At 72.1% G+C, this 13,804-nt stretch carries 11 protein-coding genes and 1 pseudogene; 9 read left to right on the plus strand and 3 right to left on the minus strand.

The annotated features are described in order from the left end of the window. The first annotated feature begins 177 nt into the window (after nt 1–177). The 4 genes from pheS (at nt 178) to OG257_RS31170 (ending at nt 6,228) form a co-directional block, all read left to right on the plus strand. Nucleotides 178–1,305, plus strand: a complete 1,128-nt coding sequence (gene pheS, locus OG257_RS31155; protein ID WP_329212829.1) for a phenylalanine--tRNA ligase subunit alpha — start codon at nt 178–180, stop codon at nt 1,303–1,305. Then, nucleotides 1,305–3,818, plus strand: a complete 2,514-nt coding sequence (pheT, locus tag OG257_RS31160) for a phenylalanine--tRNA ligase subunit beta (RefSeq protein ID WP_329212830.1) — start codon at nt 1,305–1,307, stop codon at nt 3,816–3,818. Before pheS ends, pheT begins: the two co-directional genes overlap by 1 nt. A 451-nt stretch (nt 3,819–4,269) precedes the next feature. After that, nucleotides 4,270–5,610 (plus strand): transcriptional regulator, encoded by a 1,341-nt coding sequence (locus OG257_RS31165; protein WP_329212831.1) that lies wholly within the window; start codon nt 4,270–4,272, stop codon nt 5,608–5,610. 87 nt (nt 5,611–5,697) lie between these two features. Beyond that, a complete protein-coding gene (locus tag OG257_RS31170) occupies nt 5,698–6,228 on the plus strand; it encodes an NUDIX hydrolase (protein ID WP_329212832.1) in 531 nt (176 codons plus the stop codon). 99 nt (nt 6,229–6,327) lie between these two features. On the opposite strand, the gene OG257_RS31175 is transcribed toward OG257_RS31170, so the two are convergent. After that, nucleotides 6,328–7,188: a 3-hydroxybutyryl-CoA dehydrogenase gene (locus OG257_RS31175; protein ID WP_329212833.1), complete on the minus strand. Its 861-nt coding sequence runs from the start codon at nt 7,186–7,188 to the stop codon at nt 6,328–6,330. 211 nt (nt 7,189–7,399) lie between these two features. On the opposite strand from OG257_RS31175, the pseudogene OG257_RS31180 reads away from it, so the two are divergent. Continuing rightward, a pseudogene (locus OG257_RS31180) lies at nt 7,400–8,653 on the plus strand (glycoside hydrolase family 10 protein). Nucleotides 8,654–8,712: 59 nt separating this feature from the next. On the opposite strand, the gene OG257_RS31185 reads toward OG257_RS31180, so the two are convergent. Together OG257_RS31185 and OG257_RS31190 are read right to left on the minus strand one after the other, a co-directional pair. Then, nucleotides 8,713–8,916, minus strand: coding sequence for a DUF1918 domain-containing protein (locus tag OG257_RS31185; RefSeq protein ID WP_329212834.1), 204 nt, complete (start codon nt 8,914–8,916; stop codon nt 8,713–8,715). Nucleotides 8,917–8,958: 42 nt separating this feature from the next. After that, on the minus strand, nt 8,959–9,933 hold the full coding sequence (locus tag OG257_RS31190; RefSeq protein ID WP_329212835.1) for a DMT family transporter: 975 nt from the start codon (nt 9,931–9,933) through the stop codon (nt 8,959–8,961). Here OG257_RS31190 and OG257_RS31195 point away from each other — a divergent pair. The 4 genes from OG257_RS31195 (at nt 9,932) to OG257_RS31210 (ending at nt 13,794) form a co-directional block, all read left to right on the plus strand. Further along, nucleotides 9,932–11,401, plus strand: coding sequence for an aminotransferase-like domain-containing protein (locus tag OG257_RS31195; protein WP_329212836.1), 1,470 nt, complete (start codon nt 9,932–9,934; stop codon nt 11,399–11,401). The genes OG257_RS31190 and OG257_RS31195 overlap by 2 nt on opposite strands. Next, nucleotides 11,398–11,904, plus strand: a complete 507-nt coding sequence (locus OG257_RS31200; protein WP_329212837.1) for a GNAT family N-acetyltransferase — start codon at nt 11,398–11,400, stop codon at nt 11,902–11,904. Before OG257_RS31195 ends, OG257_RS31200 begins: the two co-directional genes overlap by 4 nt. A gap of 68 nt (nt 11,905–11,972) precedes the next feature. Beyond that, on the plus strand, nt 11,973–12,548 hold the full coding sequence (locus tag OG257_RS31205; RefSeq protein ID WP_329212838.1) for a histidine phosphatase family protein: 576 nt from the start codon (nt 11,973–11,975) through the stop codon (nt 12,546–12,548). 94 nt (nt 12,549–12,642) lie between these two features. Further along, on the plus strand, nt 12,643–13,794 hold the full coding sequence (locus OG257_RS31210; RefSeq protein ID WP_329212839.1) for a serine hydrolase domain-containing protein: 1,152 nt from the start codon (nt 12,643–12,645) through the stop codon (nt 13,792–13,794). Nucleotides 13,795–13,804: the final 10 nt, after the last annotated feature.

Raw genomic sequence — 13,804 nt, forward strand, 5'->3', positions numbered from 1 at the left:
ACAGGGTGGTGGCGGGCGACGGGAGGGCCTGAGCGGCCCACGGGCTCCTTCGCCTCTCCCCGGCCCTTAGACTCGACTTTTGGCACCTTTGCGTCCTCAGTCGTCGAGCGAGGGGCCGCGGGGTCCGGGGTTTCCCCGGTTCAGCGCAGTATCAGCCAATCGGAAGCACGGGAAGAGATGTCGGCACCGAACAAGTCGTACGACCCAGTCGAGGTCGAGGCACTGAAACCGGAAGAGATCGAGCGCATGCGGGACGAGGCGTTCGCCGCCTTCGCCGCTGCCGGCGACCTCGACGCGCTCGCCCAGGCGAAGACCGCGCACACCGGTGGCACCTCGCCCCTGTCGCTCGCCAACCGCGAGATCGGCGCCCTGCCGCCGCAGGCCAAGGCCGAGGCGGGCAAGCGCGTGGGCCAGGCCCGCGGCGCCGTGTCCAAGGCCCTCGCCGCCCGCCAGACGGAGCTGGAGGCCGAGCGTGACGCCCGTGTGCTCGTCGAGGAGGCAGTGGACGTCACGCTGCCCTACGACCGCATCCCGGCCGGTGCGCGCCACCCCCTCACGACCATCATGGAGCGCGTCGCCGACGTCTTCGTCGCGATGGGCTACGAGATCGCGGAGGGCCCCGAGGTCGAGGCGGAGTGGTTCAACTTCGACGCCCTGAACTTCGTGCCCGACCACCCGGCCCGGCAGATGCAGGACACCTTCTTCGTCCAGGGCGCCGACGGTGCCAGGAACGACGAGTCCGGTGTCGTGCTGCGCACGCACACCTCGCCGGTCCAGGCCCGCTCGCTGCTCAGCCGCAAGCCCCCCGTCTACGTGGTCTGCCCCGGCAGGGTCTACCGCACCGACGAGCTCGACGCGACTCACACCCCGGTCTTCCACCAGATCGAGCTGCTCGCCGTCGACGAGGGCCTCACCATGGCCGACCTCAAGGGCACCCTCGACCACATGGTCCAGGCGCTCTTCGGCCCGGACATGAAGACCCGGCTGCGGCCGAACTTCTTCCCGTTCACCGAGCCGTCCGCCGAGATGGACATGGTCTGCTACGTCTGCCGCGGCGAGTCCGTCGGCAACCCGGACCGCCCCTGCCGCACCTGCGGCAGCGAGGGCTGGATCGAGCTCGGCGGCTGCGGCATGGTCAACCCCAAGGTGCTCGTCGCCTGCGGGGTCGACCCCCAGAAGTACAGCGGATTCGCCTTCGGGTTCGGCATCGAGCGGATGCTGATGTTCCGCCACAACGTCGAAGACATGCGAGACATGGTCGAGGGTGACGTCCGGTTCACCCGGCCGTTCGGGATGGAGATCTGATGCGCGTCCCGCTTTCCTGGCTGCGGGAGTACGTCGACCTGCCGGAGACCGAGACCGGCCGTGACGTACAGGCCAAGCTCGTCGCCGTGGGCCTCGAGGTAGAGACCGTCGAGCAGATCGGCGCGGGCCTCAAGGGCCCCCTCGTCGTCGGTCAGGTACTGACCATCGAGGAGCTGGAGGGCTTCAAGAAGCCCATCCGCTTCTGCACCGTCGACGTCGGCACCGCCAACGGCACCGGCGAACCGCAGGAGATCGTCTGCGGCGCCCGTAACTTCGCCGTCGGCGACAAGGTCGTCGTGGTCCTCCCGGGTGCCGTCCTGCCCGGCGACTTCGCGATCGCCGCGCGCAAGACGTACGGCAGGACCTCGCACGGCATGATCTGCTCCACCGACGAGCTCGGCATGGGCGACGACGGTACGCACGGCATCATCGTGCTGCCGCCCGAGCACGAGGTCGGCACCGACGCGATCGAGCTCCTCGAGCTCATCGACGAGGTCCTCGACATCGCCGTCACCCCCGACCGGGGCTACTGCCTGTCGATGCGCGGTGTCGCCCGCGAGACCGCGATCGCGTACGGTCTGGCGCTGCGCGACCCGGCGCTGCTGGACGTGCCCGCGCCGAACGCGTACGGCTACCCGGTGAAGGTCGCCGACCCGATCGGCTGCTCGCGTTTCACCGCGCGCACCGTGGTCGGTCTGCAGCCCGAGGCACGCTCCCCGATCTGGATGCAGCGCAGGCTGCAGAAGGCCGGGATGCGCCCGATCTCGCTCGCTGTCGACATCACCAACTACGTGATGCTCGAGCTCGGCCAGCCGCTGCACGCCTACGACCGGACCCGCATCCAGGGAGCGATCGGGGTGCGCCGCGCCCAGCAGGGCGAGAAGCTCACCACGCTCGACGGCACCGTGCGCGTCCTGGACGCCCAGGACCTGGTCATCACCGACGACCGCGGGCCGATCGGTCTCGCGGGCGTCATGGGCGGTGCCGACACGGAGATCGCCGACGTGCAGGCCGAGGAGGCCGGCACCACCGAGGTCGTCATCGAGGCCGCGCACTTCGACGCGATCTCCATCGCCCGGACCGCGCGCCGCCACAAGCTGGCCTCGGAGGCGTCCAAGCGCTTCGAGCGCGGCGTCGACCCGCAGGCCGCCGCCGCTGCCGCGCAGCGCACCGTCGACCTGCTGGTCCTCCTCGCGGGCGGCACCGCGGAGTCGGGCGTCACCGAGATCAGCGCCCCGTCCGCACCCCGCACCATCGCCATGCCCGCCGATCACCCCGACAGGGTGGCCGGTGTCGCCTACGGCCGCGAGACTGTCGTACGCCGCCTCCAGCAGGTCGGCTGCGACGTCTACGGTCAGGACGAGCTGATCGTCACGGTGCCGTCCTGGCGCCCCGACCTCGCCGCGCCGAACGACCTGGCCGAAGAGGTCATCCGGCTCGAGGGCTACGAGAACCTCCCGTCCACGCTGCCGACGCCGCCGTCCGGCCGGGGGCTCACCGACCGCCAGCGGCTGCACCGGCGCATCGGCCGGGCACTCGCGGGCGCCGGTTACGTCGAGGCGCTCAGCTACCCGTTCATCGGCGACGCCGCCCTCGACCAGCTCGGCCTGGACAAGGACGACGCCCGCCGCCGCACGGTCAAGCTGGTCAACCCGCTGTCCGACGAGGAGCCCGCGCTGCGCACGACGCTGCTGCCGGGTCTGCTCGGGGCACTGCGGCGCAACGACGGGCGGGGCAGCCACGACCTCGCGCTCTTCGAGACCGGTCTGGTCTTCCGGCCGTCCGGCGAGGAGACGAAGGCCGTACGGCTGCCCGTCGACCGCCGTCCCACCGACGAGGAGATCGCGGGTCTCGACGCGGCGCTCCCGCGTCAGCCGCGCCGCGCCGCCGTCGTCCTCGCGGGCGCCCGCGAGCAGGCCGGCTGGTGGGGCAAGGGCCGCCCCGCCGACTGGGCGGACTCCGTCGAGGCGGCACGCACGATCGCCCGTGAGGCGGGCGTCGAGCTGACCGTCCGCGGCGACCAGCACGCCCCGTGGCACCCCGGCCGGTGCGCCGCGCTGTACGTCACGGTGAACGGCGAGGAGACCCTCTTCGGGCACGCGGGCGAGCTGCACCCGCGCGTCGTCAAGGAGCTCCACCTGCCGGAGCGGACCTGCGCCATGGAGGTCGAGCTCGACGTCCTGGAGCAGGCCGTCGACGGTGCGCTCCAGGCGCCGCGGATCTCCACCTTCCCGGTGGCGACCCAGGACGTGGCGCTCGTGGTCGGGCAGGACGTGTCCGCCGACGCGGTCGAGAAGGCGCTGCGCGAAGGCGCCGGCGACCTCCTCGAGTCGCTGCGGCTGTTCGACGTCTTCACCGGCGACCAGATCGGCGAGGGAAAGAAGTCCCTGGCGTACGCGCTGCGCTTCCGCGCCACCGACCGCACGCTCACCGTCGACGAGGCCTCCGCGGCCCGTGACACCGCGGTCGCACTGGCCGCCGAGCGCACGGGCGCGGTGCTGCGCGGCGCGTAGCACCCTTGCCCTCGGCGACGAGGGCCGGCGCAGGGCTCGCGCAGGGCTCGCGCACAGTGAGGAGGGGCGTATCCGGCCACCGGATACGCCCCTTCTTCTGTCTCGCCGGGCGTGTGGACCGCACGCGGGCCCCGGGGCGGCGCCGGGGGGAACCCCGGTCCGGCCGGTCCCGCATCCACCCTCCTGTCATCGGGGCAGTAGGTCGTGCGATCCGGCGCCGTCCGCCCTGCCACGGAGTGTCGGGCAGGTCGGCAGAACGGACGGCGCGGGTGCGGGTCGTCGAACTTTACGAGGGGGAGCCGACGACCCGGCCGCCTCTTGCGAGGCACTCATTCAAGCGACCGGTGCCCCGGCGCGGCAGAGCGCACAGCAGGATGGTTCGGGCATTCCGTTCACACCCCGTGTGAATCGTGCTCCACTAGGGTCATTGCGACGCGCACATGGGGGGGCAATGGAGCCCAATGTCCTGCTCGAATCCCTGATCGACGAGGCGGGTGTGTCCCGCGCAGGGCTCGCCGGCCATGTCAACCAGGCGGGCCGCACCCGCGGCCTGTGCCTGAAGTACGAACACACCGCGGTCTCCCGCTGGCTCAAGGGGCAGCGCCCGCGCGGTCAGGTGCCTGACCTGATCTGCGAGGTCCTCGGCAGCCGGCTGGACCGGCCCGTCACGCTCGACGACATCGGTATGGGGACCTCCGGGGTGTACACGGTCGCGCACGGCTCGACCCTCCCGGGATTCGTCGAGCACGCGACCGCGCTGTGGCGCTCCGACGAACAGCAGCGCCCGAACCTCGTCTCCGCTCCCGCCGTCACGGGTACGACAGCGGTGATGCCCGTCTGGGAGTGGGAGAACCCGCCCGAGGACGCCGATGTGTCCCGCCCCGGGCCGTCCCGCGTGAGCATGGCCGACATAGCGATGCTGCGTGCGGCCCGCGCCCACTACGAGCAGATGTACCGAAAGGCGGGCGGCATCGCGACCAGGGCGCGCGTCGTCGGCTTCCTCAACTCCGAGACCGCACCGCTCCTGCGCGGCGGGTACAGCGACGCGACGGGCCGTCAACTGCACCGTGCGACGGGCGGGCTGGTGGCCGTCGCGGGGATCTGCGCCTACGACTCGGACGCCCATGGACTCGCGCAGCGCTACTTCCACCAGGCGCTGCGCCTCGCCAAGGCCAGTGGGGACCGGGGGCTCGGCGGCTATGTGATCGCGCTGCTGGTCAACCAGTCGCTGTTCCTGGCCGACTACCGCCGGTCCGTCGCGTTCGCCGAGGCGGCGCTGCGGGCCGCGGGCTCCCACATCACCCCGGCCCTGGCAGCCGATCTGTACGCGATGCAGGCCAAGGCCTACGCGCAACTCGGCGACCACCGGAGCGCCCTGGAGTGCATCCGCCGCGCCGAGTCCCAGGACGGCCGCATCCACCCGGGCCACGAACCGGACGAGACGGGATACGTGCAGCCGGGACTCGTCAACGTCCAGGTGGCGGAGGCGCTCCTCAGGCTCGGGGACCTCCCCGGGGCCAGGGAGCACGCCGCGGCGGCCGTACGCTCCCCCGCGCACGACCGCGGCACCGTGCACAGGCTGGCGATGCTCACCCATCTCGAACTGCTCCAGGGAGAGCCGGACAAGGCGGCCCGCACCGCCTCGGAAATGGCAGAACGCGCCCGGGGCATGGAGTCGCGGCGGCTGCGCGACCGGCTGCGCTCCGTGCGGGAACATCTGGCCGCGAGCGGCTGCGCGGACGCCGAAGCGGCGGCCGGCCTCATCGACGGGGCGCTGCGCGTGCCTCTGTGAGCTCCGCCCCAGGTGCCGCCGCACGTTCCCTTGCGGGGCTGACCCTGCTCCGATGTTGCCATCGACCAGTCGGAAGGTGGCAAAACTGTGCAGTGGATGAACTTAGGCGAACAGACTGTGTATGAGAACCGCTGGTTCCGGGTCAATCTGGCAGATGTCGTCCTCCCTGACGGCAGGCATCTCGAGCACTTCCTCATCCGGCTGCGGCCGGTGGCCGCGGCGACCGTCGTCAACGAGGCGAACGAGGTACTCCTGCTGTGGCGGCACCGGTTCATCACCAACAGCTGGGGCTGGGAGCTCGCCGCGGGTGTCGTCGAGGACGGCGAGGACATCGCGGCCGGGGCCGCCCGGGAGATGGAGGAGGAGACCGGCTGGCGCCCGGGCGAGCTGCGCCCGCTGATGACGGTGGAGCCGGCCAACGGCCTCATCGACGCCCGGCACCATCTCTTCTGGACGCGGGAGGCGACGTACACCGGCCCCCCGGCGGACGGCTTCGAGTCCTCGCGCCGTGAGTGGATACCGCTCAAACTCGTGCCCGACATGATCGCGCGCGGCGAGATCCCGGCGGCCAACATGGCGGCCGGTCTGATGATGCTCCATCACATGCAGCTGGGCTGAGTGCACACGGACGCGCGAAAGGGCCGGCCGGGGGTGTCCCGGCCGGCCCCTTCACGTACACGGAAAGCACCTGGCGCGTGATTACGGCGCCGTGGGAATTCAGTCGTACGGGTAGAAGCCCGAGCCCGTCTTGCGGCCGAGACGGCCCGCGTCCACCATCCGCTGGAGCAGCGGGGGAGCGGCGTACAGCGGCTCCTTGTACTCGGCGTACATCGAGTCGGCGACCGAGGCCACGGTGTCCAGACCGATCAGGTCGGCGAGCTTGAGCGGCCCCATCGGGTGGGCGCAGCCCATCTCCATGCCGTTGTCGATGTCCTCGCGGCTGGCGATGCCCGACTCGAACATCCGGATCGCCGAGAGCAGATACGGGATCAGCAGGGCGTTGACGACGAAACCGGAACGGTCCTGGGCGCGGATCGCGTGCTTGTCGAGCACGTTCTGCACGACGGCTTCGGCGCGCTTTATCGTCTCGTCCGACGTCGTCAGAGCGGGGATCAGCTCGACGAGCTTCTGCACCGGCGCGGGGTTGAAGAAGTGGATGCCGATGACCTGGTCCGGCCGGGAGGTCGCCACGGCGAGCTTCACCAGCGGGATGGAGGAGGTGTTCGAGGCGAGGATCGCGTCCGGCCGGGTCACCACCTGGTCGAGCACCTGGAAGATCTCGGTCTTGACCTGCTCGTTCTCCACGACGGCCTCGATGACGAGATCGCGGTCCGCGAACTCACCGAGGTCGGTGGTGAAGCTGAGGCGGCCGAGTGTCTCGTCGCGCTCCTCCGCAGTGATCTTGCCGCGTTCGGCGGCCTTCGAGAGGGAGTTGTGCAGCCGGGTACGCCCTATTTCCAGGGCCTCGCCGGTGGTCTCGGCCACCATGACATCGAGGCCGCTGCGGGCGCACACCTCCGCGATGCCTGCGCCCATCTGGCCACAGCCCACCACTCCGACGCGTGCAATGTCGGCCATAGAGTCCGTCACCTCGTGCCTTTCGCTGATCTTCGTGCGGCAGTTCCCGTCTGATTCCGGTGCCCGCCTCGACCCCACGACGTTACTCCGCGATCCGGCCGCGGTGACCTGCGGGTCGGGAGGTCCCGGGGTGGGCATGATCTGCGTCACCGGCCATGACCGGAGCGGTACCGGAACGGCACAGGGGACAGACGCGTGAAAGGTGTGATGAATGCGGCATATGGGCCGGAGATCCTTCGCGATGGGTGCGGCCGGGATGGTGGCCGCGCTGATGACGGCGGGCGATGCGGTCGCCCGGCCCCGGCCGGGCGCCGCGCACAGGCGACGCAGAGCGGCTCCGGGTGAGCTGCGGGGTGTGTGGATCGCGACGGTGGCCAATCTGGACTAGCCCTCCGCCCCCGGCCTGACCGCCGCGGCCCAGCAGGCGGAACTGGCCGCCCATCTGGACCGTGCGGTCGAGCTGCGGCTGAACGCGGTGTTCCTCCAGGTGCGGCCGACCGCCGACGCCCTGTGGCCCTCGCCGTACGAGCCGTGGGCGCAGTGCCTGACCGGGGTGCAGGGCCAGGACCCGGGCTGGGACCCGCTGGGGACCGCGGTGCGCGAGGCGCACGCGCGCGGTCTGGAGCTGCACGCCTGGTTCAACCCGTACCGGGTCGCGAACCACACGGATCCGTCACGGCTCGTCGCCACCCACCCGGCCAGACTTCATCCGGACTGGGTACTGCCCTACGGCGGGAAGCTCTACTACAACCCCGGGCTCCCCGAGGTCAGGACGTTCGTCCAGGACGCGATGCTCGACGCGGTCAGCCGCTACGACATCGACGGGGTCCACTGGGACGACTACTTCTACCCCTACCCGGTGGCGGGCCAGGTCTTCGCCGACGACGCCGCATACGAGGAGTACGGCGCGGACTTCCCGGACAGGGCCGCCTGGCGCCGGGACAACACCGACCTGCTCGTCAGCGGGATGGCCGAACGGATCAAGGAGATCAAGCCGGGGGCCCGCTTCGGGATCAGCCCCTTCGGGGTGTGGCGCAATGCCGCGACCGATCCGCTGGGCTCGGACACCAGGGCGGGCGTACAGACGTACGACGACCTGCACGCCGACACCCGCAAGTGGGTGAAGGAGGGCTGGATCGACTACATCTGTCCACAGATCTACTGGAACATCGGCTTCGCCGCCGCCGACTACGCGAAGCTGCTGCCCTGGTGGGCCGAGACGGTCCGGGGCACGGGAGTGGGTCTGTACGTGGGGGAGGCGCTCTACAAGGCCGGTGATCCCGCCCAGCCCGCCGCCTGGCAGGACCCCGCCGAACTCTCCCGCCACCTCGACCTCGCCGCCACCCACCCGGAGGTGGGCGGCCACGTCTTCTTCTCCGCGCAGCACGTCGAGGCCGACAGGATCGGAGCCATGGCCCGCGTGGTCGCCGACCACTACCAGGTGCGGGCCCGCACGCCGCGCTGACCGGGGACGCGTGCGCCGGAGACCCGCACGGGGTCACCGGCACACGCGTGCTTGCCCTGTTACCGGTCCCGGTCCTCGGGGGCGGTGTGCTGGACGACGCTGTCGGGGCCCGGGGACATGATCGACTCATGCCCGTCCTTGAAGCGCAGGCGGTACGGGGGGCTGCCTCCGTCACCGAGCACTTCGATGATGTCTGCGACCCGGTCGTGCTGTCCCACGGTCCTGCCGTGCATCAGCAGCCGGTCGCCCGTGTGTGCCTCCATCGGGAGTGACCTCCTCACGGGTGGCGATCCATGTCGACAAGTCTATGGCCGGACGCGGTCGCCGCCTCTCGTGCGGTCGGCCGCACGGGCCCCGGAGCGCCCTGCGCCCCTGCCCGCGCGCTGGGTGACGGCGATGCACACCAGCACGGCCACCGCCGCCACCGGAGCGGCTGCGGGCACCTCCTCGCCGAGCGCGAAGAACGACCAGACCAGGGTGAGAAGCGGCTGCGCCAGCTGGAGCTGGCTCGCCCGCGCGACCCCGATCTCCGCCATGCCGCGGTACCAGACGTACAGGCCGAGGAAGGTCGACCCCGCCGCGACCCAGACCAGTCCGATCACCCCGTGCGCGGTGATCCGCACCGGCTCGAAGGGCAGGGCCACGACAGCGCCCGCCGCGGCGAGCGGCAGGCAGAGGAGCAGGGCCCAGCCGACGACCTGCCAGCCCGGCATGACACCGGCGAGCCTGCCGCCCTCCGTGTACCCGGCCGCGCAGACCAGCAGCGCGCCGAACAGGTACAGATCGCCGCGGGAGAGGACCCCGCCGCTCTGCTGGACCGTGAAGGCGATCACCACGGCGGCGCCGGCGAGCGCGGCGATCCAGAAGGCGCGGGGCGGCCGGGAGCCGGTGCGCAGCGACGCGAAGAGCGCGGTCGTCAGCGGCAGCAGCCCCACCACCACGGCCGCGTGCGAGGTCGTGGAGGTCTGCAGGGCGAGCGTCGTCAGCAGGGGGAACCCGACCACGACCCCGCCCGCGACGACCGCGAGGCCGCCCCAGTGGCGGCGGTCCGGCACCGGCACCCGGCCCGCGAGAAGGAAGCCGCCCGCGATCAGGGCGGCGACCAGGCTGCGCAGCGCCACCAGGGACCAGGGGCCGAAGCTCTCCAGCCCCCACACGGTGGACGGAAAGGTCAGCGAGAAGGCGAGGACGCCGAGTCCGGCGAGCAGGACGCCGCCACGGCCCGCGTGCCGGCCGACCGCTATCGTGGTGGGCGCAATAGCGCTATCCTGTGCTGTCATGCATGAGCGTAGCAGTATGGCAGAGCTGGTGAGTTCCCTGCGTGAGGAACTCAACCGCTACTCACCTGGTGGAAAGCTCCCATCGAGCCGAGCTCTCGTCGAGCGCTTCCGGGTGAGTCCCGTGACCGTCTCCCGGGCCGTCGCGCAGCTCGCCGCCGAAGGCCTGGTCGTCACCCGGCCCGGCTCCGGCGCCTTCCGGGCGGAGGCCCGCACCGGCGCCCCCGCACCGGGCGACACGTCCTGGCAGGAGGTCTCGCTCAGCGGCGACAGCGGACCCGAGGTCGTACCGCGCACCGTCGACGCCTCCGGAGTGCTGGTCACGCTCGCCGCCCCTCGGCCCGGAGTCATCGAGTTCAACGGCGGCTACCTCCACCCCTCGCTCCAGCCCGAACGGGCCATGTCCGACGCGCTGGCCCGGGCCGGCCGTCGCCCCGGAGCGTGGGGGAGGCCGCCCACCGACGGCCTGAGCGAGCTCCGCGCCTGGTTCGCCCGCGAGATCGGCGGCACGCTCACCGGGGCCGACGTCCTGATCACCGCGGGCGGCCAGAGCGCGCTGGCCACCGCGCTGCGGGCCCTCGCCCCGCCCGGTGCCCCCGTTCTCGTCGAATCCCCCACCTATCCCGGCATGCTGGCCGCCGCCCGTGCCACCGGGCTGCGGCCGGTTCCCGTGCCGGTGGACACCGACGGCGTACGCCCCGACCTGCTCGCCGCCGCCTTCCGCGCCACCGGGGCGCGGCTCTTCGTCTGCCAGCCGCTCTTCCAGAACCCGACCGGCGCGGTCCTCGGGCCGGACCGGCGTGCGCAGATCGTGCGGACCGCCCGGGAGGCGGGCGCCTTCGTCGTCGAGGACGACTTCGCCCGCCACCTCGCCCACGCGGACGCCGGCCCGCTGCCCGTACCCCTGGTCGCGCACGACCAGGACGGTGTCGTCGTCCACGTCCGCTCCCTCACCAAGGTCACCTCGCCGAGCCTGCGCGTCGGCGCGCTGGCGGCCCGCGGCCCCGTCCTGGAGCGGCTGCGGGCCATCCAGGTCGTCGACAGCTTCTTCGTGCCCCGCCCGCTCCAGGAGGCCGCACTCGAACTCGTCGGCTCACCGGCCTGGGGACGCCATCTGCGTGCGGTCGCCGCCGAGCTCGGCAGCCGCCGCACCGCGATCACTGCCGCGGTGAGGAGCCGGCTGCCCGAGCTCGTTCTGCCCCACGTGCCGTCGGGCGGCGGCAGCCTCTGGCTCAGGCTCCCCGGGCCGGGGGCCGACGAGCCCGCCCTGGTCTCCGCCGCCCTGCGGGCCGGCGTCGCCGTCGCTCCCGGCCGCCCGTACCACTGCGCCGAGCCCCCTGCCGGCCACATCCGGCTGAGCTTCGCCGCGGTCGCCGGCCCCGCGGAGATCGCCGAGGGCGTACGGCGTCTGCGGGCCGCCTGCGACGAGCTGTTCGACCGCCCGGGCCCGACGGATAGCCTGCGCGCATGACCGATACCGACGCCTCCGCCACCGATGCGACCGCTGCCTCCTCTGCCGATGCCTCCTCCGTAGAGGTCTCCTCCGCAGGGGCCTTCGAGCAGCGCTACGAGATCTCCAGCGACCCCTCCCGGCTGGACCCCGCCCGCATTCACCACTGGCTCTCCACGGACGCCTACTGGGCCCTGGGCCGCAGCCGTGAGCAGCAGGACCGTGCGATAGCGGGATCCCTCAACTTCGGCGCGTACGACGTGACCTCGGGTGAACAGGCCGCCTTCGCCCGGGTGGTCACCGACCACGCCTCGTTCGCCTGGATCTGCGACGTGTACGTCGACCGGGGGGCCCGCGGCCACGGAATCGGCACCCGGCTGGTCACCGAGATCCGGGACCGGCTGGCTCCGACGGGCGTACGCAGGTTCCTCCTCGCCACGGACGACGCCCACGGGGTCTACGCGAAGGTCGGCTTCACCCCGCTCGAAGTACCGGGAAAGTGGATGTGCCTCCAGGTGAGCTGACCGGAAGCGCTTGTGTCCGCCGCGCCGCCCTCTTGACCGGCGCGGCGTTCGGCTCCACGATCGCGCCCATGAGTGTTCGTGTCTCCCTGGTCGCGGCAGCGCGCAGCTCCGCCCTGCTCGCCGAGCGTTTCGACGACGACCGGCCGCTCGACCACACCGGCTGGCACGAGGTGCAGCTCGCCGCGCACGCCCTGGTGCCGCTCGGCGCGGCCGAGCTGCGCTACTGCTCACCCACGCCGCGCAGCCGCGCCACCGGTGACGCCCTCGGCTTCGCCCCCATGGCTCAGCCCGCGCTCCGCGACTGCGACATGGGCCGTTGGCGCGGCCTGACCCTCGCGGACGTGGCCGCCCGGGAGCCCGCCTCCGTCGACGCCTGGCTGGCCGACCCGCGATCCGCCCCGCACGGCGGCGAACCGCTGCTCGCCTTCATCTCCCGGATAGGCGGCTGGCTCGACACCCGTCCGGCGTGCGACGGCTCCATCGTGGCCGTCGCCGAACCCTCCGTCGTCCGGGCCGCCCTCGTCTACGCGCTCAAGGCTCCGCCGTCGACGTACTGGAACGTCGACGTCCGCCCGCTCTCCACCGTCACGCTCACCGGACTGCCCGGCCGCTGGAGCCTGAGCCTCGAAGCGCTTCCGCGCTGACGGTTCCCCTCGATCGAAGGAACCCGGAGCACGGCTTCTTCCCGCCAGTCCGACCAGTCGGTACGGTGGGGGCTCCCGAGACGAGGAGTGATCCGTGCCGCACTTCCATGGCCACTGCGACGACCGGTTCGCGGCGGTGCGCGACGCGTTCGCGGCGAACTTCGAGGAGCGCGACGAACTGGGCGCGGCCGTCACCGTCCTCGTCGACGGTTCCCCCGTGGTGGACCTCTGGGGCGGCTGGGCCGACAAGGACCGGACCCGTACGTGGGAGCGGGACACCGTGGTCAACGTGTGGTCCACGACGAAGGGCCCGACCGCGCTCTGCGCCCACATCCTCGTCGACCGCGGCCTCCTCGACCTGGACGCTCCTGTGGCCACGTACTGGCCCGAATTCGCTGCCGCCGGCAAGGAATCCGTGCCCGTACGCCATCTGCTCTCGCACCGGTCGGGCGTCGCGGGCCTGCGGGATCCGCACACCCTGGCCGAGCTGTACGACTGGGAGCTGACCACGGCCCGGCTCGCCGCGACCGAGCCGTGGTGGGAGCCGGGCACCCGCTCCGGGTATCACGCCATCTCGTACGGCTTCCTCGTCGGCGAGGTCGTCCGCCGGATCACCGGCCTGCTGCCCGGGGAGTTCCTCCGGCAGGAGATCACCGGCCCGCTGGACATCGACTTCACCATCGGCCTCCCGGAGAAGGACGCCCACCGGGTCGCCGAGCTCGTCCAGCCCAAGACCGTCTCACGTGAACAGGCCGCCCTCTTCGCCCGGATGGAGCCGGTGGCCATCGCCTCCCTGCTCAACCCCGGTACGGGCACGGCCGCCGCCAACACCCCCGAGTGGCGCGCCGCCGAGATCCCCGCCGCGAACGGCCACGGAACAGCCCGCGCGGTCGCCGCGCTCTACGGCATCCTCGCCGGACGGGGCAGCGTCGACGGCCGTCGGATCCTCTCCGAGAAGGCCGCGGAACGGGTCCGTGAGGGGCAGGGAAGCTGCCGTGACCTGGTACTCGGCGCGGGCTTCGCCCACGACACCGAGCTGGGACTCGGCCTCTGGCTGAGCGGCGAGAACGCCTCCTACGGTCCCAACCCGCGCGCCGTCGGGCACGACGGGGCGGGCGGTTCCTGTGGCTTGGCCGACCCGGAGGCCGGGATCGCGCTCGGCTACGTCATGAACCGCATGGGCGCGAACATCGCCGACGACCCACGCAAGATGGCGCTGATCGACGCGGTGTACCAGTCCCTCTGACCCGGAGCGG

This window comes from Streptomyces sp. NBC_00683 (genome assembly GCF_036226745.1).
GTDB lineage: Bacteria > Actinomycetota > Actinomycetes > Streptomycetales > Streptomycetaceae > Streptomyces.